This is a genomic window from Fibrobacter sp. UBA7003, from assembly GCA_002449765.1.
GTDB lineage: Bacteria > Fibrobacterota > Fibrobacteria > Fibrobacterales > Fibrobacteraceae > Fibrobacter.
Window position 1 is genome coordinate 55,078 of record DJXN01000014.1, and the last position, 22,987, is coordinate 78,064.

At 54.4% G+C, this 22,987-nt stretch carries 19 protein-coding genes; 9 read left to right on the forward strand and 10 right to left on the reverse strand.

Translation table 11 applies throughout. The annotated features are described in order from the left end of the window. Positions 1-72: 72 nt before the first annotated feature. Both B2952_RS11035 and B2952_RS11040 read right to left on the reverse strand, forming a co-directional pair. On the reverse strand, positions 73-1,044 hold the full coding sequence (locus B2952_RS11035) for a Gfo/Idh/MocA family protein (protein ID WP_290732440.1): 972 nt from the start codon (positions 1,042-1,044) through the stop codon (positions 73-75). Beyond that, a complete protein-coding gene (locus tag B2952_RS11040) occupies positions 1,041-1,760 on the reverse strand; it encodes a 4'-phosphopantetheinyl transferase family protein (RefSeq protein WP_290734297.1) in 720 nt (239 codons plus the stop codon). Before B2952_RS11040 ends, B2952_RS11035 begins: the two co-directional genes overlap by 4 nt. 63 nt (positions 1,761-1,823) lie before the next feature. On the opposite strand from B2952_RS11040, the gene ybaK reads away from it, so the two are divergent. Beyond that, positions 1,824-2,324, forward strand: a complete 501-nt coding sequence (ybaK, locus tag B2952_RS11045) for a Cys-tRNA(Pro) deacylase (RefSeq protein ID WP_173823916.1) — start codon at positions 1,824-1,826, stop codon at positions 2,322-2,324. A gap of 5 nt (positions 2,325-2,329) precedes the next feature. Here ybaK and B2952_RS11050 read toward each other — a convergent pair whose 3' ends face one another. Continuing rightward, complete coding sequence (locus B2952_RS11050; protein ID WP_290734293.1) at positions 2,330-3,334, reverse strand: glycoside hydrolase family 11 protein; 1,005 nt, start codon at positions 3,332-3,334, stop codon at positions 2,330-2,332. 127 nt (positions 3,335-3,461) lie between these two features. On the opposite strand from B2952_RS11050, the gene B2952_RS11055 reads away from it, so the two are divergent. Next, positions 3,462-4,433 carry a glycoside hydrolase family 16 protein gene (locus B2952_RS11055; RefSeq protein WP_290734291.1) on the forward strand — a complete coding sequence of 324 codons (972 nt, stop codon included), beginning with the start codon at positions 3,462-3,464 and terminating at the stop codon, positions 4,431-4,433. A gap of 15 nt (positions 4,434-4,448) precedes the next feature. Here B2952_RS11055 and B2952_RS11060 read toward each other — a convergent pair whose 3' ends face one another. After that, positions 4,449-5,258 carry an alpha/beta fold hydrolase gene (locus B2952_RS11060; RefSeq protein WP_290734290.1) on the reverse strand — a complete coding sequence of 270 codons (810 nt, stop codon included), beginning with the start codon at positions 5,256-5,258 and terminating at the stop codon, positions 4,449-4,451. A 348-nt stretch (positions 5,259-5,606) separates the two neighbouring features. On the opposite strand from B2952_RS11060, the gene B2952_RS11065 reads away from it, so the two are divergent. The 4 genes from B2952_RS11065 (at position 5,607) to B2952_RS11080 (ending at position 9,029) form a co-directional block, all read left to right on the forward strand. Beyond that, complete coding sequence (locus B2952_RS11065; RefSeq protein ID WP_290734288.1) at positions 5,607-6,494, forward strand: hypothetical protein; 888 nt, start codon at positions 5,607-5,609, stop codon at positions 6,492-6,494. A gap of 217 nt (positions 6,495-6,711) precedes the next feature. After that, complete coding sequence (locus tag B2952_RS11070) at positions 6,712-6,954, forward strand: hypothetical protein (protein WP_173381759.1); 243 nt, start codon at positions 6,712-6,714, stop codon at positions 6,952-6,954. After that, a complete protein-coding gene (locus tag B2952_RS11075; RefSeq protein ID WP_072812312.1) occupies positions 6,939-7,238 on the forward strand; it encodes a hypothetical protein in 300 nt (99 codons plus the stop codon). The genes B2952_RS11070 and B2952_RS11075 overlap by 16 nt, the downstream gene beginning before the upstream one ends. A gap of 15 nt (positions 7,239-7,253) precedes the next feature. Beyond that, positions 7,254-9,029, forward strand: coding sequence for an NAD(P)H-hydrate dehydratase (locus tag B2952_RS11080; RefSeq protein WP_290734287.1), 1,776 nt, complete (start codon positions 7,254-7,256; stop codon positions 9,027-9,029). Positions 9,030-9,036: 7 nt separating this feature from the next. Here B2952_RS11080 and B2952_RS11085 read toward each other — a convergent pair whose 3' ends face one another. The 4 genes from B2952_RS11085 to B2952_RS11100 form a co-directional block, all read right to left on the reverse strand. Beyond that, positions 9,037-9,873: a fibrobacter succinogenes major paralogous domain-containing protein gene (locus B2952_RS11085; RefSeq protein WP_290734285.1), complete on the reverse strand. Its 837-nt coding sequence runs from the start codon at positions 9,871-9,873 to the stop codon at positions 9,037-9,039. Positions 9,874-9,952: 79 nt separating this feature from the next. Continuing rightward, positions 9,953-11,743, reverse strand: a complete 1,791-nt coding sequence (locus B2952_RS11090) for a T9SS type A sorting domain-containing protein (protein ID WP_290734283.1) — start codon at positions 11,741-11,743, stop codon at positions 9,953-9,955. Positions 11,744-11,986: 243 nt separating this feature from the next. Continuing rightward, on the reverse strand, positions 11,987-13,144 hold the full coding sequence (locus B2952_RS11095) for an FprA family A-type flavoprotein (RefSeq protein ID WP_290734281.1): 1,158 nt from the start codon (positions 13,142-13,144) through the stop codon (positions 11,987-11,989). Between the two features lie 107 nt (positions 13,145-13,251). Then, positions 13,252-13,953 carry an SIMPL domain-containing protein gene (locus B2952_RS11100; protein WP_290734279.1) on the reverse strand — a complete coding sequence of 234 codons (702 nt, stop codon included), beginning with the start codon at positions 13,951-13,953 and terminating at the stop codon, positions 13,252-13,254. A gap of 53 nt (positions 13,954-14,006) precedes the next feature. On the opposite strand from B2952_RS11100, the gene polA reads away from it, so the two are divergent. Further along, entirely contained in the window at positions 14,007-16,805 is a 2,799-nt protein-coding gene (gene polA / locus B2952_RS11105) for a DNA polymerase I (protein ID WP_290734277.1), read from the forward strand. On the opposite strand, the gene B2952_RS11110 is transcribed toward polA, so the two are convergent. Together B2952_RS11110 and B2952_RS11115 are read right to left on the reverse strand one after the other, a co-directional pair. Next, positions 16,802-19,705 (reverse strand): FISUMP domain-containing protein, encoded by a 2,904-nt coding sequence (locus B2952_RS11110; RefSeq protein WP_290734275.1) that lies wholly within the window; start codon positions 19,703-19,705, stop codon positions 16,802-16,804. The genes polA and B2952_RS11110 overlap by 4 nt on opposite strands. 27 nt (positions 19,706-19,732) lie before the next feature. Continuing rightward, positions 19,733-20,623 carry an FISUMP domain-containing protein gene (locus B2952_RS11115; RefSeq protein ID WP_349682244.1) on the reverse strand — a complete coding sequence of 297 codons (891 nt, stop codon included), beginning with the start codon at positions 20,621-20,623 and terminating at the stop codon, positions 19,733-19,735. 338 nt (positions 20,624-20,961) lie between these two features. Here B2952_RS11115 and prfA point away from each other — a divergent pair, with 338 nt between their 5' ends. Both prfA and prmC read left to right on the forward strand, forming a co-directional pair. Beyond that, positions 20,962-22,029 (forward strand): peptide chain release factor 1, encoded by a 1,068-nt coding sequence (gene prfA / locus B2952_RS11120; protein WP_290734273.1) that lies wholly within the window; start codon positions 20,962-20,964, stop codon positions 22,027-22,029. A gap of 43 nt (positions 22,030-22,072) precedes the next feature. Next, complete coding sequence (prmC, locus tag B2952_RS11125; RefSeq protein ID WP_290734271.1) at positions 22,073-22,987, forward strand: peptide chain release factor N(5)-glutamine methyltransferase; 915 nt, start codon at positions 22,073-22,075, stop codon at positions 22,985-22,987.

Consider the following 22,987-nt stretch of genomic DNA (forward strand, 5'->3'; position numbering starts at 1 on the left):
CATTTTTTTTGCAAGCGCAAGATTCGTCCTTATTATAAAAACGAAGCTATGCGAAGCAAATGGAAAAATTACTTATTGCCGGGAGGCGATTTTCACGCAGTCCGCCGCAATCCGGGCAATGCGCTTGCCCCAGTCACCGCAGGCTCCGTCCAAAAGCTTGAGGAAGAACCTGTGTTCGTTCTCGAGCGAATCCGGGATGTGGGCGATTTCGCCGTTGTCGAGATATCGCGCAAGGCTCACGGTGTAATCGGAGCCGGGGGAACCGCCCTGCCGGCCATAGCTCACGGAAATCGTGCGTACATCTACGTCGCTGTCGCGGTTCACGTAAAAATCTGCAGTCACGCCCTTGTAGGGCCCGCGCGCAACTTTCAAATACATCCTTGCCCTATCGCGGGATTCGGCAGATGTCTTGAACGAGATATCGACATCTTCGTACCGGAACAGGGTGAAGAACAGCCCGAGATCGTGAACCAGCAAATCGAGGGAAACGTCTACATCGCGGCAGCGTTCAGAATACTTGTGCTCGCGCCGGAATTCCAGGCGCACGTTGCCCGCGGGCAGTTTATCGCCTGCAACAAACATATCGCCGGCACCTAATTGTTTATCGCCGGCATCGTATTGTTTATCGCCCGCACCAAGACGCGCGTTCAGTTCCGCAAGGAAATGCTTGCGGAAGTTCAGGAAAATCGGATTGAAGCATTCCGACTGCGCGACAAAAAGGAGCGTATCGTTTTTCGCAGCCAGGTCTACAAGTTCCTGCGCCTCCTCGCCGGAGATGGCAAGCGGTTTTTCGACCAGCACGGGGATTTTACGCTCCAAGAAGAACTTCGCGTAGGCATAGTGCGTCGATGCCGGCGACGCGATTACCGCAAAGTCTGCGGGCAGCCCATCTGCAGTCCCGCACGTTAATTTATCAGTAATCTCGTCAAATTCTTCTTGATTGTCCGCAGCAGCGATAAACTTCACACCGCACGCTTCAAAACGTGCGCGGTGCCGCTTGCCCATGGTGCCGTTCCCGACAAGAATTGCATTATACGGTTTCATCGCGCGACCTCATTGAACGGAGTATTTCCCGCAAGGTCAACTTCACGACAAGCCACCCGATGTCCCTCGGGCATGCCCTTCAAGCAATACGCATGGCAGTAGCGGTCTCCTTCCGTCAGCTGGCAGGCAGGCAATTCAAAGAACCTGTATTCCGGTCGCGGGCCTTCGTGATCGAGCATAATGCCATCGGGCGTCACAGAAAGCGTAAACTTGTCCGGCGAGAGCGCCATCCCGCGCCCGGTCACCTTCATGTAGCATTCCTTCAGCGTCCAGAGCCTGCAAAAAGCAATATCCTGCGCATCGCCTTCCGGGAAAGAACGTATCCACGCGTTCTCGGATTCCTTGAAGAAGCGTTCCGCAAGGCGGGAACGCCCCGGACGTACGCGCTCCACGTCGCAACCCGCCTCGTAGGGCGAAATAACGCACATCACGCGCGTCTTGGAATGCGACAAATTAAAATGCACCTCCGGCGCATCGCGAAAGGCGGGTTTTCCGTTCTCGCCGAGAACAACATTATCGTCGGCTCCGGCAACGCCCGCATCGCGACAGGCAAGACGCAACAGCAGTCCCACGCCAAGCGATTGGGCGCGCCCGCTCGGGAACTTGAAACGCATCGCTTTTTCACGACGGTATTCGGGAACTTTCCCGAGCAGCCTTTCAAAAACTGCGGGACTTTCCAGCGCCGAAATATCTGCCGTGTAGACGAGCGTATCCATACCGCGCAATATAGCAATTTAGGCCTATTGCACGCCATACCGCAAAGATTTATATTTTACCACATGGACATCAAGAAGACAAACGCGGCGCGCATTCTGGACCGCCAGAAAATCAGTTACGAACTCATCCCCTACAAGGTCGACGAGAATGACCTCGGCGCACAGCACGTGGCCGACAGTCTCGGCGAAGACATCAACCAAGTTTTCAAAACCATCCTCGTTCACGGCGACAAGATTGGTTACCTCGTGTGCGTCGTACCCGGGAATCTCGAAGTGGACTTGAAGGGCGCCGCCAAGGTCAGCGGCAACAAGAAAATCGATACCGTCCCGCTCAAGGACTTGACCCCGCTCACCGGCTACATCCGCGGCGGTTGCAGCCCGCTCGGACTCAAGAAGAACTTCCCGATATTCATTCACGAAACCGCAATGCAGTTCCCGTATATTTACGTGAGCGCAGGCGAACGCGGTTTGCAGTTGAAAGTGGCTCCCGCCGACCTCGTAAAGGCGACCCGCGCGACCGTGGGCGTGATTGCAAGAGTCCCGCCCGAAGCCCCGCAAGACTGACCGGATTACTTCACCGTGATGCTACGGACGATTCCGCCCTGCTTCACCAGGTAAATACCGGAATGGAACTTGTCCTTGATCGCCGAAATCAAGGACGCATCGTTTTCCGTCTCGAAGGAACTGACGAATCTGCCCTGAGCGTCAAACACGAGCGACGTATTGCTGCCGGTTGCCATAGAACGGATTCCCGCGATAGCCGTGGTCTCCGAGCTGCTGACCTCAGGAGCAACAGAAGAACTCGACGGCGCATCACTTTCGATATAGACCTTCGCATAGGGGAAGTCATACTCGCCCCTGGCATTCGGCCCTTTGGTGCTTCCGGCTTCGCCAAGAATCTTGGCCTCGTGCATCTTGCCCATCTTCAAGCCGAGTTCTTCCCACTTCTTGAAGTGAGCCGTAATGTCGATGGTACCGCAATCGCGCGGTGTTTTACGAACGCTGAAATACTGCTTGAAGTACTTGTTGTCGCCATCGATGGAATAAGAGGTGCGGTCTCCTTCGTAAACCGTATACTGGGCACCATCGATTTCAAATGTACCATGCTTCTTTGCAGAAGAACCCTGTGCTACCCAGTCGCCCGGCATATACTGGCTACCGGTGTTATCCACAATGTACCATTCCACCAGGGGCTCGCGAGTCCAGCCATAAATACCGATATAGGAATAGTCAATTTCAGAAAGACCGCTCTTGACCAGTTTGAAATCCGCCTTCATGTGGCCAATTTCTCGATGAGTCTTATCGCTATTGAAAGCAAGACCCGTACGGCACAGATAGTCCTTGGCGCCAGTCATCTTGCAGTTGAAGGAGCCGTCTTCGTAGAATGTCGCGGAACCACCATTGCCGCCCTCGTTCCAGAGTTCGTACCCGACATTGCCAATGGTACCAACCTTGTTCGTAGTCACTTGCACGGATTGGCCGGTATGTTTTGCAGTTGAACAGAAATCCTGGGCAAACGCATTTGCCGTCAGGGCACACGTGGCAATTAAGCCATATTTGATAATGGTTTTCATATAAACATCCCTTTTTTCAAGAAATCTACTTCAAAAACGCGTTTTCGCCGGGAGCATTCTCCGCGCCAATTATTCCAACTTGGAGTATTCGGGGCCCTAGCGCAGGAATTTAGGCTATATTTAAAGAATGCTCAAAAAGTTCGCAGCGCCCCTTGTAATCGTCTCGGCAGCAAGTGCCGTCTTTTTCGCATGCTCCTCCGATTCGAGCAGTTCCGGCCCCGCAGAAGAACCGCCCGCGAGCAGCAGCGACAAGATTGCCACGAATTCTTCGAGTTCGCTTCGGCTCAGCTCAGCGAACTTATCATCCTCTTCAATAGATGTTTCCGTCTCCGCCGAGACATCCTCCAGCGACAAGGCCACTGATAAGGTTGGTGAGCCTGCCGAACCTGCCGAAGTGTACCTGTGGCACGACGAGTTCGACACCATCGATACTGCAAAATGGACATTCGAGACAGGCGCAAGCGGCTGGGGCAACAACGAGTGGCAATACTACACCGACCGCAGCGAGAACGCCTTCGTGCAAGACGGCATCCTCCACATCCGCGCAAACAAGGAAGATTACGAAGGCGCAAAATACACCTCGGCCCGCATGATTACCAAAGGCAAATTCAGCTTCACATACGGCACGGTAGAGGCCCGCATCGCGCTACCCGTAGGCAAGGGAATCTGGCCCGCATTTTGGATGCTAGGCGAAAACATCGACGCAGTCTCCTGGCCCGCCTGTGGCGAAATCGACATCATCGAGGCGATAAACGACGAGAACGTCGTATACGGCACCAACCACTGGCAATACAACGGGAACCACGCCGACTACGGCAACAACACCAAGGATTACTACGGCACGAGCAAGGAACTCGACATCACGCAGTTCCACAACTACAAAATGGTCTGGAACGAAAAACTCATCGCGATGTACGTAGACGACTTCAAGTACCAAGAAATCGCCATCGAAGACGCGAAGGACGGCCTGGAGGCATTCCACAAGCCGCAATTCTTCATATTGAACGTAGCCGTCGCGGGCAACTGGCCCGGTTTCGAAGTTGACGACGCGCAGTTCCCGAACGAGATGCTCGTGGACTACATCAGGGTTTCGCGGTAGGCGGCAACGGAAAATTCAGCGTTTCAGGAATTCGAGAATCCTATCCTTGTATTCCTTGATTTCGTCGAAGGCAGCATGACCGTATCCCTCGAAGACCTCGTACTCGCAAGGAACTTTTGCAGACTTTAGCTTGTCTACAATCTTGTCGGAAGCAACCGGAAGGACTACGCGGTCCTCACTTGCGGCAAGGACCAGCACCGGACACCTGACATCTGCAAGCATATCGCCGGTATCGACGTTGTCGCATTCACGGGCGAATATGGCAAAACGGTCCATTTCGGCATCAGAAACATCCTTGTACATGGCACGGAGCGCACGACTGTAGCGTTCGGCAAACTTCACCGAGAAGCAGTCGCGGATGAAGGCATCCACCAGTCCTTCGCGGTCATGCGCGCGGGCAAGGCGAGCCCAGTTTCCGATTACTTCGAGCTGCTGCGGTTCGGGTTTGGAAGTCGAACAACCGAGAACAAGTTTCCACACGAGTTCCGGATGCGTCGCAGCAATATGCTGGGCCACCATGCCACCCTGCGACACGCCGTAGAGGGCGACATCCTTGAGTCCGAGCGCCTGCATGGCAAGCACCTGGTCGCGGGCCATGTCTTCGAGCGAATAACCCGCCTCAACATCCTTGCGTCGGTCAAAAAAATACAGCGTAAAATCCTCGACAAACATCTTGTAGGGCACCTGCAAGGACGCAGCGGATTTCATTACACTCTTGATGGCAAGCCCGGGAATGACAACCATTGCACGCGGACCGTTGCCGAACCGCGCATATTCCATTTCGAATCCGTCCGTGCGGACGCACTGTACAAGACTTTCGCTCATGCAGTAAAAGATAGCAACTACTTGCCACGCATTCCATCATCCGACTAACGCAAAACACCACCGGTATTATCGAATGGTATTTTTTTGTGAAGTGAATACAAAAACACATGTTGTCATCATTACAAAGCAACATAATGTGACACGCAACACTTGCAATATCACCCAAAAAAATTATCATTGCTCGTATGAAAAGAATACAAAAAACCCTATATCAAGGTCGTCAAACTTAAGTCGCAACCGGAACTACTTGGCGGATCCCATGGCGGAGGTGGGCACGAAAACGCCTGCGCACATGGTGCGCACGCACCGTTCTGCAACGACTAACAATGGCGCCCCAGCGGATTGTCCTTGGAAAAAGTCTTTTACCACCTTCCCGGATTGTTCGAGTTCTACGACCTATACAAGGCCTTTTTGCCGCTATGGCGCGACCACCGGGAATACTTCTACGACTGGTGCGATATCGGCTCCATCTACGGAGCGCCTAGCGACTGCCTCTGGGGCGGCGGGCGCGTCGGTTTCGGGGATGCCGAACCGGAAAAGGTTATGGCACTCGTGAAGGAATACGGGATTTCGGCACGGCTCACCTTCAGCAATTCCCTGATTCGCGAAGAGCACCTCGCCGATGCACAGTGTAACGAGTTGTGCAGGATGTTCGAGAGCACAGATGCCGGCATCATCATCCACTCGGACCTTCTGCTTGATTATATCAGGGCGAAGTTCCCCGGTTTTTATTTCGTCTCTTCGACCACGAAGGTGATTACGGATTTCGAGGAGTTTGTCGCCGAACTGAACCGCGATGAATTCCGTTACGTGGTGCCGGATTTCCGCCTGAACAAGCAATTCGGCAAGCTGAACGCGCTTACGGACGCGCAAAAGCAGAAGGTCGAGTTCCTGTGCAATGAATGCTGCTGGTTCGGCTGTCACGACCGCAAGGCCTGCTACGAGAACGTAAGCCGCAAGAGCCTCGGCGAAAACTGCGAAGACCACGTTTGCGTTTCGCCCACCGCCCAGAGGGGCTACCGATTCTCCGACGCGATGAAGAACCCGGGATTCATCGGAATTGACGACATCCGGAACGTGTACGCGCCCGCGGGATTCAGACACTTCAAAATCGAGGGCCGCAGCCTCGGCAGCGCGCTCATCTTGGAATTTCTGCTTTACTACATGACCAAGCCCGAGCACCAGTTAAAAGTGCGCGAAGAAATCTACCTGGACAGTTCGCTGGATTTGTTCTAGCGCAATCACGCAAATATTGGGCAACTGCATTTTTTACAAATGTCATGTTTTGACATTCTGTTATTTATATTTGATCGTGAGCAGTACAAAAGCGACATCAAATACGAGGGAGCCAATAAAACTTTTTCTTAGAAGCAAGCACTTATAATTGTATTTTGGCATAATTTTAAAGTTATTTAGCGTATTGACAATTTGTAATACAATTTGTATATTAATTATGAAAATCATAAAACACGCATTTGAAAAATTCGATGAGAGAACATTCACTCCCGAAATGGCTGCAAAACTCGTCCATGGCAGATGTTTGTTTAGGCGTTCAAATTCTTTTCCAGACCGATACATAGCAATCGGAGAGGTAGATGGTAAAATATGGTCAGTCGTACTAGAAAAAGACCTGTACACAGTCGTCACGGCAAGGCGTGCACACAAAGACGAGGAAAATCTATGGCATTCAAGGTAATGGAAAAGCCCGACATGACGGAAGAAGAACTCCGCTATTTTAACGAGCACGATTTTGCAGAGGAATTCCGCAAGGGTTTGGAAGATGGCACAACGATCGTCAGCAACGGCCCCTGGGAAGAAACCGTAAAGGAAATCAAGGCCCGCAAGGCCCGCGAAGCAACGAAGATGGCATCTTTCCGTTTGCCGACTTGGGTCATTGAAGGGCTCAAGCGCAATGCAGCAAAAGGCGGCGTCAAGTACAGCGAATACGCCATCGAGGTCTTGTCAAAGGCCGCTGTATAAATTTATATTCAAAGTATGAAACTCCTCGACCAGTTCAGTTTTACGGAACTCATGCCCGCCCTCTCGACCGAGGGGATGCGTGCACTTGACAAGGCGGCCAAGGAAGCGCTCGCCAAGGACGTTCGCCAGACAGACGCTCCAATTGAAGGTGAGACGCGCGCGGCGATTGAGGCCGGTTATGAACTGATGAAACTGGCGGGAACCGCGCTGTTCAAGAAGGCGGTCGAGGTTTTAGATGCTTATCGCGGGGACGTTTATTGCGGGGATATTTATCGCGGGTCTGGTAATGCGCCCGAGACGCAGATTAGAACTGCGCCGCGATCGGTGGCGGTATTTGTCGGCGGGGGTAACAACGGAGGTGACGGGCTCGTACTCGCGAAGTTGCTTATCGAAGCGGGAATCCCCTGCACCACGTATTCGCTTGCCGCCGCGGACAAATTCCAGAACGAAGCCAAGATGGCTCTGGATGATTTTGTGCAGGCAGGCGGCCGTTTAATTCCGTATTCGCCGGCAGCGGAAAGTTTGTCGCAGGCAGGAACTGCACCGCGCACGCCGCGGTTCGCGGATTTTGACCTGATTGTAGATTGCATGCTCGGGAACGGCGCGTACGGCGAACTGCGGGAACTGTACGCAGCCGCGGTCCGCGACATTGCCGCATCAAACATCCCGGTTGTCGCGGCCGACGCACCCACCGGTTACGACTCACAGGAACACGTGCGCCGGGAACCCTGTACCCGCGCATGCGAAACCCTCCTGTTCGGGTTCCCGCGGCTGGATGCATACACGCGCGAAGGCGGGCCCGCTTTCGGGGAAGCCTCCATCGCCCCGCTCGGCTACCCCGCAGGCATCGTCGAGCAGTTCAGCGAGAACACGTTCCTCGCCACCGAGGCGCTCATTCCGCAAATGTTGCCCGCGCGCGACGACTGGGGCGACAAGCGCACCCAGGGCTGCGCCATGATTGTCGCAGGTTCCGGCGATATGCCGGGAGCCGCCGCGCTCTGCACGCAAGCAGCACTCCGGAGCGGCGCCGGCCTCGTGACCCTCGCGAGCCCCGAAGCCGTGATGTCCGTACTGCAGGCAAAACTTTCGGAACCCGTATTCGTAAACCTGCAAGATATCGCAGGTCAAGATGCGGATTCCACGGACGATCGAGCCACAGCGCTCTCCCCCGCACACATTCCGCAGATTCTCGAGAAGGCAGCACACAACCAGGCGCTCGCTATCGGCCCCGGAATCGGAAGCGCCGAATGCACTCGCGACGCCGTCATCGAAATACTCCCGCAGCTCAATTGTCCGCTAGTCATCGACGCCGACGCGCTGAACGCCATCGCCACACACAACAAGACATCCGCAAGCCCCACTTCGGGCGCGGCATCTTACCTTCACAGCATCGAGACTGCGGCAATCCTCACGCCGCACCGCCGGGAATTCGAAAGACTTTTCGGCGCCCTCCCGACAAACGATATCGACATACCCAAACTACTTCGTGACATCGCCCGCAACACGAAGAAGGTCATTCTCCTGAAGGGCGCGCCGACCTTCGTCGCCGCTCCCGACGGTCGCGTGTTCATCGTGCCCGCACACAACTCGGGCCTCGCCAAGGGCGGCTCGGGCGACGTGCTTACCGGCATCATCACGGCTCTGCTCGCACAGGGCTTGTCCACCTGCGAAGCTGCCGTCCTCGGAGCATTACTGCATCAAAAAGCGGGCCGCATAGCCCGCACAAAAATGGGAGCATTCAGCATGCTCCCGAGCGATGTCATCGGCGCGCTACCGCAGGCGTTTAACTAATCAACAGCTAGTCCTTGACGCAACGGACTGAATACCCGCCGCCCTTGTAGATGCCGTACAAGTTCACGACGTTGATGTCGTAGCGCATGAGCATGCCGCACGCATAATAGTAATCGAACTCTGTAGAACACCAAAAGTTTGCTCTGTAGTTCTCGCCGTAGTAATACCCATCGTCCCCCCTTTCGCCAGCAGGCAACGCTGAGAACAAGTAGGCGTCCGTACCGCCACCACTATGCCAGTTGGTTGTGGACTTGAGCTTCATGCCAGCAAAGCCGCCAACTGCAAAAATCAGCGTTTTCCATTCCGTTGTATCCGGCAAATGCCAGCCCTTGGGACAAACACCACGTACCGGATAAATCGGCGAACAGTTCTTTTCTTGACCGCATCCCTTGCTATTTGCACTCCACGTTCCCACGCTGTCCATCGCCGCCGCCCATGTGTAAAGGCGCCCATACTTGGAACAGTTGACCGGGTCATTGCCATAGCACCAGCTAGTAGAATCGGAGGTATTACCGCCGGCATAGTTATAGGGAACACCCGTGTAAGCGTAGTTCAAATTCGCCGCCATCCAGACTTGCTCACCAATCTTTACCGTCTTGTAAGTTTGGCCATCGCGCTCATCCACCAACTCGCCATATTCACAGGTATCCGTACTATCGGTTTTACACGAAGTCGCCAAAGCGACAGAACTGCTGCTGGACACACTTGTCTCGTCATCGCTCGATTTCGGCGTGACGCTCGACGAAGATTCCTTCCCGTCCGGGCGCGTCGCAAAATCGCTATCATCGTCACCGCAAGCAGCCAGACACAGGAATGCAACCAGGGCAAAAATTCTCCATCTCATAGTGGTCCTCCCATTTTATACACAATGTAAAAAAGCGCCCGCTGTTACGCGGGCGCCGGTGTTTTGGAGGAGAACAATTTTAGCGAATTTTCACCACGTGGTTCTCGGTGCCGACACGCACGAGGTACGAGCCCGCCCCCGGCAACGCAAAGGCGTTGTTCTGGCCTGTGACATTCCGGCGGAACAGCAGGCGGCCCTGCATGTCGAACACGGCTACCTGCACGGAGCCCGCAGCCGTACCCAAGCCATAAATAGCGACTTCACGGCCCGACACAGCAAGGTTCATGCGGTTCGCCATCACAGCCACAATCGCATCAGACTTCTCGCTGCTGGAGGATTCGTCCTGCACCTCGACAGCGCTCGAACTGCTCGACTCCTCGGGAGGCTCGACGACATTACTGCTGCTGGACTTTGCAGAGGAACTCGACGCCGGAGCTTCGCCATTCCCAGCCACGACCGTAATCGTCCCGCTCTTCGAGGCATTCGTCGTAGCGCCCGTTGTCGTTACGGTAAACTTGTATGCACCCGGCGCAGCCGTCGCAGAGACCGTTCCCGAAATGTAGAAGTCAGAACCCTTGAGCGTACCCGACACGCCATCCGGAAGCCCCGTCACTGCGGCACCCGTCGCGCCCGCAATCGTGTAGTAGAATTCCGTAACCGCAGCACCCTGGGCAACCTCCTGGTTTGCACTGCCCGAGCCATGCTTGGTGAGGCTAGCCTCACCCGCAACAGAACCCTGCGATGAACTGGACTTTGCAACACTGCTGCTCGACTTCACGGAAGAACTCGATGCCACGCTGGTGCTCGACTTTGCGCTGCTGGAGCTTGCCGGAGTCACCACAGGACTGCTGCCCGGATCCGGGAGAGTAGCACCTGCATACAACTTAATAGAATCGCGCAGGGCATACGCCTTCGCCTGCGTGCTTACGTCGGTGAGGCTCATGGAATAACTCGGCTTGAACGCTGTGCCCGTACCGGCCTGCGGTTTCTTCACGTTCTCTTCGTAATTTTCGATCATCTGCGCCGCCGTGATGGCTCCGTCGCTCGTGTAGAGGTCAAGCGCCTTCTGCACGCCGATGAATACGTTCCTTTCGATGCGGATATCCGCCTCAATGGCCGCACGCACGCAATAGCTCGCATTCTTACTGTCGAAGAGGTTGTTCGCCACATGCACCTTGCCAAAACGCACACGAGGCATGCGTTCGACCACGCCGTCAGCCCACCACGTATGGTGAATCGTCACGTTCAGATGCCCGCGGTCGCTCGTCTTTGTCTTGCTGTTGCCAATCAGGTTGCTGAACTGGTGGCCGGTCGATGCCGAGGTATAGCTGAACTTGGTCCACGAAATCGTCACGTAGTCCGAGGCATTGGTAATGTCCAGGTTGCCGTCGTGACCATCGTAAACATCCACGTGATCAATCCACACATTCTTGGATTCGTGATTTACCTGCAGGCAATCCTCGTCATCATCGTCATGCGCGCCGGCGCCCTTGAATTTCAGGTTGCGGATGATGACGTTCTTCGAGCCGCTCAGCTTCATGGCGCTACCCGAGCTGGGCTGCGCGATGATGGCGCCCTGGTAACCGTAAATCGTCACGTTGCTGCCGACCTCGACGGGGCCCATGTACGTCCCCGGCTTCACGTAAATAATCTTGTTGCCCGCCTTGGCGTAGCTCTTAAGGTCACTCACATTGTCCACCGTGACCTCGGAATATCCCTTGCCGCCCGTGGTGCCGCCATTCTGCGTGGCAAATCCCGCCATCGGGAAGTCCGGCGAGGTGACCGCGAACGCGGAAGTCGCCGTACCGACAACCGTCGCCCCGCACACAAGCAGCGCCGAGAGCGACATTTTCAACGAATTACAACCCATAACATCCATCCTTTTTTGAGATGCAGGCAACCCGCCCGCATTGTTCTCAAAATCTTTCTCAAAATTTATATTCAAAAAAGGAAAAAGTCAATAGGAAATTTTATCATTTTGCCGCTCTTTTGCCCGTAATTAGACACAAAACAAACAAAAATGGCGAAATTCAAAGAAATTCGCCATTCTTAAAATGTTCTCAAAAATTTATTTTACAATTACAACAGGTCGGGCATCCGAGAAAACATGCGCCTACACAAGTTCTTGAACGAGTTTGTCCATCGCTGCTTCGGATTCGGTGCTGAGCGTCGACTTCACCGTCACCACCGTTTCGGCAAGCGTCACGTTCTTGAGCGTGGCGAGGATTTCGGTCATCTTCTTCGCGGCCATCGGGGCCCAGGTGCCGTTTTCGACAACACCCACCTTGCGGTTAGAATAGTTCTTCGCCTTCAGGTGATTGAGGAAATCTTCCATCACCGGGAAAAGTCCCGCGTCATAAGTAGGAGCTGCCACCACCATGCGATCGTAGCGGAAGGCGTCTTCGATGACTTCGGCCATGTCGCTGCGGGCAAGGTCAGAAACCACCACCTTCTCGACACCGGCGGCCTTGAGTTTTTCACCGAGCAATTCCGCGGCCTTCTTGGTTCCGCCGTAAATCGAGGCATAAGCCACGAGCACGCCCTTGCCTTCGGGAGCGTAGCTGCTCCAGGTGTTGTACTTGTCGATGTAGTAGCCCAAATTTTCGGTGAGCACCGGGCCATGCAGCGGGCAGATTGTCTTGATGTCGAGTGCAGCCGCCTTCTTGAGCACCGCCTGCACCTGGTTGCCGTACTTGCCCACGATGTTGAAGTAGTAGCGGCGGGCTTCGCAGGCCCAGTCATCCGGGTCGGCATCGTACACGCCGAACTTACCGAACGCATCGGCCGCAAACAAGACCTTTTCGCTCTGTTCGTAGCTGAACAGGACTTCGGGCCAGTGCACCATCGGGGCACCGATAAACTGGAGCGTATGGCTACCGAGCGCAAGCGTATCGCCTTCCTTCACGGTCTGCTTCTTGACCGATTCAGGGAGAGCCATGAACTGCGGCAACAGAGCAAACGCCTTCGCGGATGCCACAAGCGTCGCTTCCGGGTACTTCGCGACAAAATCAGCAATGCCGCCAGCATGGTCCGGTTCCAGGTGGTGAATTACCAGGTAGTCCGGCTTGCGGCCAGCGAGAGCGGTTTCCAAATTGGCAAGCCACTCGCTCACCTTGTGCGCATCGACCGTGTCGGTCACGGCAATCTTTTCGTCCACAATCACGTACGAATTGTACGCCATGCCCTCGGGCACCACGTACTGGCCTTCGAACAAATCGATGTCGCGATCGTCGACACCGATGTACTTGATATTTTCGCTAAAGTTCTTCATACCGACTCCTATTTTTTTGAAATTTAGAAAAAAACACCGACCGCCAATTTTGCCCTCACTTTTTTTCGCTATTTTGCTTGATAGAGGGTGCCGGGTGTCATCTTTTCCTAATCTTCCAAGAAATACTGCACGTTCGTCACGACGCGGACTTTCTTGATGTACGGCGTATTTTCGTCGCGGTTTTCAATGGAGAACACTCCCTGCGTAGCCGTCTTGATTTTGCCAAGTTTGCTGTCGGAATCCTTGGCAAATTTTTCGGCAGCGGTGCGCGCGTTCTTAGTCGCTTCGTCAATCATGGCAGGCTTGATTTCGTTGAGGCCGTTAAAGCTATAAATGGTGCGGTACTGGTAATCGCTACCGCTAAAGGCAATTCCATGTTTCAGGAGTTCGCCCTGCTTTTCCATGGTCTTGCGGACAAGGGCCACATCGTTTGTCGCAACAGTCGCAACCACGGTTGCCACATAGCGGTAATTATGTTTACCGCCGCTATACAATTCGCCATCGGCATCGACAATGGCCGGGGTCGAGTAAGTAATGTTTTCTTTTTTAACGCCGTTTTCGAGCAGGAACTTTTCAAGTATCTGCGTCTTGGACTGTAGCGTTGCAGAAAGTTCCGCAAGGTCGTTGCCCACTTCTTTGTAAACAATCGGCCAAATCACGAAATCAGCCGGTACTTCGCGTTCGGCAAGGCCACGCACGAACACCACGCGGTCGCGTTCCTTGACATCGATTTGCGCGCGATAGAAAAATGCACCCAGGCACAAAATGGCAAGCGCCAGAATGAGAGCCTCTTTAACTCTTGATTGCATATTCAACTCCTTTTTTACATAAATCCAATATACAAATTTTCTACATTCAAAACATGCCTGAAAAAACTCTACTTTTGCTCGATTCGTACGCGCTCGCGTTCCGCATGTTCTACGCCTACTCGCAAAACCCGCTCAAGAACAGCCAGGGCGAAGACGTGTCGATGATGCACGGCTACTGGGGTGCGGTACTCCGCATTTTGGCAAAGCACAAGCCCACGCACTTTGCGATCGCTCGCGACGTGGCACATACGAAAACCTTCAGGCACGAACTTTACCCCGACTACAAGGCGAATCGCGGGCCCATGCCCGAAGAGATGGCGGCGCAGATGCCGCTGCTGGGCGAAAGTCTCGAGGCTAGCGGAATTCCGCTGCTTTCGGAACCGGGCTACGAGGCGGACGACGTGATGGCAAGTACCGCGGTGGCTGCGGTCGAGGCGGGATTCGACAGTGTCGTGATTCTCAGTAAAGACAAAGACATGTCGCAGATCGTGACAGACAAGATTCACCTTTTCCACCTGACGAAGGGCGCCGATGGAATAGATTTTGGCCCCGAGCAGGTGATGGAAAAGTACGGGCTCCCGCCGGAAAAGATACGCGACTACCTCGCGCTCATGGGTGATGCGAGCGACAATGTTCCCGGCGTGCCGAAGGTGGGCCCGAAGACGGCCATCCAGTTGCTGAACGATTATGGCGACATGGACAACCTGTACGCGAATCTCGACAAGATTACCAAGAAGGGTTTGCACGACAATTTGGCGAACAACCGCGAAAAGGCTTTCCTCAGCCGCGAACTGGTGACGCTCCAGACCAAGCGCGCCTTTAGCGGGAACCTCGACGCCCTCGAATACAACGGCCTGCACGTGGACACCTTGGCACAGATGTTCAAGGACCACGAAATCAATAGTTTGTTGCGCCTGCTCGAGAAGGTCCCGAGCAAGGCGGGTTTTGTAAGCGACGGCGAACCCGTTGCCGCAAGTTTCCCCGTAGAAGACTTGCCCACATACATCTGCGTCGATACCGATGAAGTTTTTGAGCAGATGAAGGCTGAATTTGCGGCTGCAAGTACCGTGGGCATCGATACCGAAACGGACGGGCTCGATCCGATGCAATGCAACATCGTGGGCCTCTGCCTTTCGGCAGACCCGGCGAAGGGTTACTATGTCCCGCTCGCGCACACCGACGAAATCGGGTTCCCGCTCCCCGCGGGCAAGGGCGGCAACTTCGACTTCAACAAGGCGAAGGAGTGGTTCAAGGAATTTTTCGCAGACCACACACCCGCCGCAGGTTTCGAGACGCCGCGCGCGTTCGTATTCCATAACGCGAAATTCGACCTGCACGTTCTCGCACGCGCGTTCAAGATTCCGCAAGCCGTCATCGACAACGCAAACATCATCGACACGCTCATTGCCGCCTGGATGCTTTCGCCGGGGCAATCGGGCCTCGGGCTCGACAATCAGGTGATGCAGCGTCTACAGCACGAGATGATCCCGATTGAGAACTTGATTGGTCGCGGCAAAAACCAGATTACGTTCAACCGCGCGCCCATCAAGGAAGCCACCGAATACGGCGCCGAAGATGCAGTCTACACGCTCCGCCTTTGGAAACCGCTCAAGCAGGAACTCGAAAAGCTCGACTACGTGAAGTATTTCTTCGCGCAGGAGATGCCCCTCCTGAAGGTTTTGTACCAGATGGAATCCGTGGGTGTCGCCATCGATGTCCCGGCTCTCAAGACGCTGGAGCAGGAACTGGGCCGCCGCATCGAGAATCTGGAGAAGGAAATCTGCGACATGGCAGGCGTCGAATTCAACATCGGTTCGCCAAAGCAGCTGGGCGACGTGCTTTTCGATACGCTCGGCCTCCCTGAAATCAAGAAGCGCAGCACCGACGCCGTGGTTCTCGAAGAACTCAGCTACAAGGCGCCGCACCCGATTGTCTTTGCCGTCATCGAGTACCGCGAACTCAAGAAGATGCAGAGCACCTACATCTCGGTGCTCCCGACGCTCATCAATCCAGATACGCGCCGCATCCACACGAGCTTTATCCAGTGGGGTACCGCGACGGGCCGCCTTTCGAGCCGCGATCCGAACCTGCAGAACATTCCCGTGCGTAGTGACCTCGGCAAAAAAATTCGCGCAGCATTTATCCCGCAGAGTAAGGATAACGTCATCCTTGCGGTGGACTACTCGCAGATTGAACTCAGAATGCTTGCGCACCTGAGTGGCGATGCCGCGCTCATCGAAAGTTACAAGGAAGGCATCGACATTCACGCCCGCACAGCAGCAGCAATTTACGGGGTGGATCTCGACGCCGTCACGAGCGACATGAGGCGCGATGCAAAAGTCGTGAATTTCGGCGTGCTCTACGGGATGACGGCCTTCCGCCTCGCCCGTGACCTAAAAATCCCGATGTCGCAGGCAAGGGACTTCATCGACGGTTACTTCGGGATGTACCAGGGTGTACAGCAGTTTATTGAAGATACCAAGGCGGCCGCCCACCGCGACGGCTATGTGGAAACGCTTTCGGGCCGCCGCCGCTACATTGCGGGCATCGATTCTAGCGACCGCATGGAATCGCAAATGGCCGAGCGCATGGCCGTGAATACTCCCGTCCAAGGCTCCGCCGCCGATCTCATCAAGATTGCGATGATCCGCATCCAGAAGCGAATCAACGCCGAGAACCTCCCGCTCCGCATGATGCTGCAGGTGCACGACGAACTTGTATTCGAATGCCCCCGCGACCAGGTAGAAGCGATGGCCCAGATGGTGAAATCCGAAATGGAAGGCGCCATGGAACTGAAGGTCCCCCTCGTCGCGAGTGTGGGCTTCGGCGAGAACTGGCTAGAGGCGCATTAATCCTTTATACAGCGGATGCTATACGCTTCCGTTATCTTGCCGTTCGAAACAGAGCTCGAAACAAAGTTTACTTCCTCGCTGGACAAATAGAAAGCTTCATACTCGTTCAGCGAGCAGTCCTGCGCATACCAGAACCACGCTTGTCGCGTAGCATCTCCATACGAACCTACTTCATACATGATTCCGCCAGGGAGTGCCGTAAAACCAAGCACATCAGTTCCGTTCCTGCTATGCCCCGTATTATCGGACCAGCCTTCCTTCGCCCGCAAACCATTCTGCGGGTCACCACCCATAAGCACTATAAAATTGTACAACTCAAACCAATCCGATATCGACGGCAAATGCCAACCCGCAGGGCATACCTGGCTGGACAATTCACAAGAATAGAACGAGCCGTAGGTGTCGCACTGTTCTGCCTCATTGTCATAGCACCAGCGATTCCCTTCCAGTTCGGGCTTTGAGACAGAATCCCTGTAGTCCAGGTTTTCAGCCATCCATGTCTGGCCCCAGATGTCGATTGTCTTGTACACCCTGCCGTCGCGCGCATCCGTGAACGAGCCATATTCCCACGCGGTCGAATCTATTTTCCAGCCCTCTTCGCCACACACGAAATGCGTATTGTTTACCGTAATTTTCTTGCCGTAGATATAACTTGTACAGCCCAAATTCAGGCTCATTTCCCTCTCCGTAGGCAACCGGAATCCACCATTTTCGCATACGTAGACGCGTCCAGTCGCATTATCATGCTTGTTATGGAAAGATCCGTCGCCATATAGCCCTGTCGCGCTACACTCATCCCGGTCTTCGTAGGTATCGCTGTATATCAGCGGAGCCGTCTCCCATTGCATGTGAACCGCACGCCACGACACGTAGCGACACACATAGTATTCACCTGCATACTTCACCTTGGACGTATCACCCTCTACCATGCACGGGGTGCCTCCCAAAGCATAGAGGACGCTATCCATCTTGGTTCCCTCGCGCCAATGGCCATCCTGAAACACACAGTAGCGGCCATTTGACGGACATTTCACGACAGTGCCCTCGTCGTAATCGGTGCCCAACATTATCTGGTCCACAGTGGAATCCATTGTCCCCACCCAAGTGCCATTATCGCAAGTGTACCATACGGATTTAGACGACCTCGACAATTCCCCCTGTCGCGCCGCAGTACAGCCACCAAGTCCTAACTTGCAGTTGGAACTATCGCGTTCATACCAAGCACCATTATCGTAAACATAGCACATACGCGGATCAGAGCCATCCCACAGCGTTTTGCCTTCCACCGCACCCGTCCACTTGAACTCGTTATATTCGTCATAGTTCATCATATGCCAGCCGTCTTCTTCGCAGACATAGTAGACCATGTTGTTATATCTCGCGACCCTGTGCAAATTTTCCTCATCGCACGCAGAAAGCGTTTCGTAATCCTGCACGCAACGGACCGGGAATCGTGAAGTCGAATCATGCAACTTCGACATTCCTGTTCCCGTACTTGAAAAAAAGATGTCATACGGGTATCTGCCCTGGGAATCCTTGTCATACGAACTCGTCCAATAACTCACGCCCAGCAGTCCGGCAGGCCTTGCCGCAAAACCGCGTTTATCCAGTTCAGATTGTGACGTGCTACCTATACTCCTGAACAAGTAATCCCATTCTTCCTTGCTCGGCAAGTGCCAACCCGCAGGGCAAACTTCCTTGGCGTCGTCCCAATAATATTCGGAGCTTCCCCCGTAGTTCAAGTCATCGGCCATCCAGTTCTGAATTCCGATTTCGATGGTACGGTAAGCCTGTCCGTCACGGGCATCCACCAGTTTGCCGTAATCGAAGCTTACCGTGTCTCTATTTTCTGTCGTATCCTTGACATCCGTCGTGTCAGAATCATCCTCCAAGTATTCTTCCGACACCCACTTCCCGTTTTGGCATACAAAATAAACACCTTCCATTGCGCTTTTCGGGTTCATATTGCGTCGCGCCTCGTTCTCGCGTTTTCCATCGCACACATCGAACCCATAAGCCATCCGCCAAAAATTGTCCACATACTTTTCAAATGCCGGGACCTTCTTGGACATCTTCCACGAAGCGACCGTTTCACGGATTGAGTCGAGACCGCCTTCCATGCTCTGGTTTGCCGCCCAGTCGGCTATTTTCACGATGGTCGACTTGTCGTTCCATTCGCCATCTTTCTCGATATCAAAAACCATATTCGAAAGGCGTTCCGAAAGTTTCGATTCCTCACCAGCGCCCCCTTTGGGATTCCCCAAGCTGAAGGGGCCGGATTCCGTATTCAAGCATCCAAGCACAAGCACACTCATGGCAAGCAGGGCCGCGCTCCCATCCCCGTTCCCAAAGGCATTCAGATCCTCCGCCAGTCCAAAGTCTCCCTTGATACCAAATGCGGCCATCACCTCGCGTTCGGCCTGCGCTTTCGCTTCGGAGAACGACATGTGTTTCACGGTGACAAGGTAAAGCACGCGTGCGTATTCCAGATGGGTCAGCAAGTTCACATTCACCGAATCACGCTCGGACAAATCCGTCACCGCATACAACGTCACAGACGATTTGGTCTTTGCGCCCGTCAGTTCATTCCTGAAAAGGCCACTGGCCTCAAGTATGGCATACGGAGAGTCAAACTCGTCGAAGGTGACCGAATAGGCTCCCGAATCGTTTTGCACCTTTCCTTCGTAATGGTTCCCCGTAAGCAACAGCATGCCAGCATCAAGTTCATGCACGGAGACGGACGCGCCCTTCGCATAGGGGCCCTTCTGTACCACGCCCGAAATCGTCTTCTCGTCAGCTACCGGAGTTCCTGTGTTTCCACCGGAACTCTCGTCATCGCCACATGCGACAAGCCACAATAACAGGAATAAGGGAACGAGCCTCTTGCTCCCAAAAAACATTCTAACCCACCTTCAACGCAAAAGCGCCTACCTGGAAATATAGGTATTTTCCCTGTTTTTTAGGCAACGGAGATTTGCAAATCCGAGTCTCGGTTCAATACGCGAGAATTCAAAGCCCTGCCAGGTTTTCTTTACAGAGGCACCGTATTTTACTGTAAAGCCCAAGCCCTCGATATCGTACACGCACTGGTGGCGGCCTTTTTCAAAGATATCCCTGCATTTCGAAATATTGGCGTCCGCCGTCCAATAAGACATGTCCCCTCCTGTCAAGCTATTGGGGAGCATGGAGAATCCATACGAATCCAGGCACTGGTCATTTCCGTTTTCATCAAGCGGCCATGCGCCCTTCTTGCAGAGGTGTTTCACGATTTCCTCCTCGATGACACACTGCATATCCCATACATTGAAGCGGCACCTTTCTCCATCCCTACAGTCAAAGACGTCCTTCCGGCCCTTTCGCCACCTGCTGTAAGACGCATCCAGTTCGTCATTGATCCGAGACATCGCTTTCGTGTCATCCGCTTCGTAGGCTTTTGCATAATCGCGGAACAGGCTATAGCTGCGGAATTTCACCATATCCATGGCAACATAAGAAATCAGTTCCTCCCATTCCGCACGGGTCGGGACATGAAAACCTACAGGGCAAACCCCGCGATGATTTTCCTTGATGTCAGGTTTTTCGATAAAATCCTGATAGATCAGCGCCCGCAAATTCAGGTCCATCATTACGAACCAGGAATTCGCTTCGCCGCTAGGGACTGCATACGAAAGCCGATCCATGGCCACGCTGGTGATATTGGACAAATCCTCGTTCCCTACAAGTGCTACTCCATATTTTCCCGTAAGTCCTTCCCCGAAGAGCACGTTATGGTCCATCCACTCCTGACGTCCTATCCTTACGGTCTTGACAAGGCCAATTCACACGGTAATTGCACGTCCGAAACGCATCCTCGCCATTGCACATTCCATAGCTGCCCAGCATTTTCGACACCTGATTCTGCAAGAGGCCCTGAGTTGCGCCAAATTCTTTCGAAAGTCCCAAATTATCTATTTTATCCAAAATGGCATTGGACGTCCGGATTAAGGGTTCGACACTGTTTCTCCTTTCAGGATTTCCATGCCGCTCATCGAACCGGAAACGACCCTCTACAAATTCATAGTCGGGATGTTGTCTATAAAAGCATAGCAGGATTCCGAGCGACCATTTCAAGATAGGTCTATACTAAAGTATATAAATTTTTTTAGATTTGGGCACGATGAAAGACAAGGCTCAAAAACTGATTGAAAAGTACGAGGAACTGGAATCGGAACTCGGGAACCCGGACGTTCTCGCCGACCAGGCCCGCTACAACAAGATTCACAAGCAGTACAAGGGTATCGAGAAGGCCGTACAAAAGGCGAAGGAATACCTGCAACTGGTAAACGACCTCGCCGAATACAAGGCGGCTCTCGGAGACCCGGATCCCGAGATGGTCGCGATGGCAAAATCCGAAATTTCGGACATCGAGAAGAAGTTGCCGGGCGTGACCGACGAGCTGCAGATACTGATGGTGCCGAAGGACCCGTGGGACTACCGCAACGCGACGCTCGAAATCCGCGGCGGTACCGGCGGCGACGAATCGGCGCTCTTCGCGGGCGACCTGTTCCGCATGTACCAGGGCTACTGCAGCCGCATGGGCTGGAAGATGACCATCCAGGATGCGAGCGAAGGCACCGTGGGCGGCTACAAGGAAATCCGCGTGTTCATTGAAGGCGACAGCGTCTACGGCACGCTCAAGTTCGAAAGCGGCGTGCACCGCGTGCAGCGCGTGCCCGAAACCGAAGCCCAGGGCCGCGTCCACACCTCGGCGGCAACAGTCGCAATCCTCCCCGAAGCCGAAGAAGTGGACGTGGAAATCCGGGAAGCGGACATCCACATGGACACCTACCGTTCTTCGGGCGCAGGCGGCCAGTACATCAACAAGACGGACTCCGCCGTGCGACTCACCCACATTCCGACAGGCGTGGTGGTGAGCTGCCAGACCGAACGTAGCCAGTTGCAGAACCGCCTGCATGCCATGGAAATGCTGCGTTCCAAAATTTTGGACGCCGTGATTGCAAAGAAGGAACAAGAAGAAGCCGCCAGCCGCAAGGCCCTCGTGGGCACCGGCGACCGCAGCGCGAAAATCCGCACCTACAACTTCCCGCAGAACCGCGTGACCGACCACCGCATCGGCCTTACCCTGTACAACCTGGACAAGGTCATCACCGGCGACCTGGATGAAATCATCAACGGGCTCCAGATGGCCAACGCGCAGGAGAAACTCGGGAAGTTCACCGCTTAAAGGAGATGTCCGCCTTCGCGGGCATAACAAGAAAATGCCGCAAATGACCGTACTTGAAATCCTCAATCGCACGAAGGTCTTCTTCGAAAAGAAGGGCGTGCCCGACGCGCGGCTGGATGCGGAATACATCATCAGCCATGGTCTCGGCATGAAAAACCGCATGGACCTGTACCTGAACTTCGAGAAGCCCCTGACCGCAGCCGAACTCGACACGCTCCGCCCGCTGGTAGCGCGCCGCGCGAACCGCGAACCGCTGCAGCACATCATAGGCGACACGAGCTTCCGCGGGCACATCATCAAGTGCGACACGCGTGCGCTGGTCCCGCGTCCGGAAACCGAGGAACTCGTCGACATGGCGAAGAAATCGCTCGAGGGTGTTTCTGCTCCCTTCGTCGTCGAAGTGGGAACGGGCACGGGCGCCATCGCCATCTCCTGTGCAAAGGAAATCCCGGGTGCGAAGGTCCTCGCGACAGACATTTCCGAAGACGCGCTCGCACTCGCCCGCGAAAATGCAGAAGCGAACGGGCTCGGAGAAAGCACCGAAGGCGCAAGCCTCACCTTCGCGCAGGGCGACCTGCTTGACGCCGTAACGGGCGACATCGTGGCGAAGATTGTCGGCGCTTCGGCAAGCTCAGCGACCTTGCCTAAAATCAGCTGCCTCATCGCGAACCTCCCCTACATTCCCGACAGCGAGAAGGGGAAACTCCAGCCCGAAGTAGACAAGTTCGACCCGGAACTCGCCCTCTACGGCGGACCCGACGGCCTCACGCTCGTGCGCAAGATGCTCCAGCAGACCGAAGGCAAGCTGAATGCGGGCGCCCCGATTTTCCTCGAAATCGGTTCGGAACAGGCCCCCATGCTCGAGGCGGAAGCCGACAACTACCCCTGGCTCGAATTTACCGGAAGCCACAAGGACTTCTGCGGGAACATCCGTTTCGTCAGCTACAAGGCTAAATAA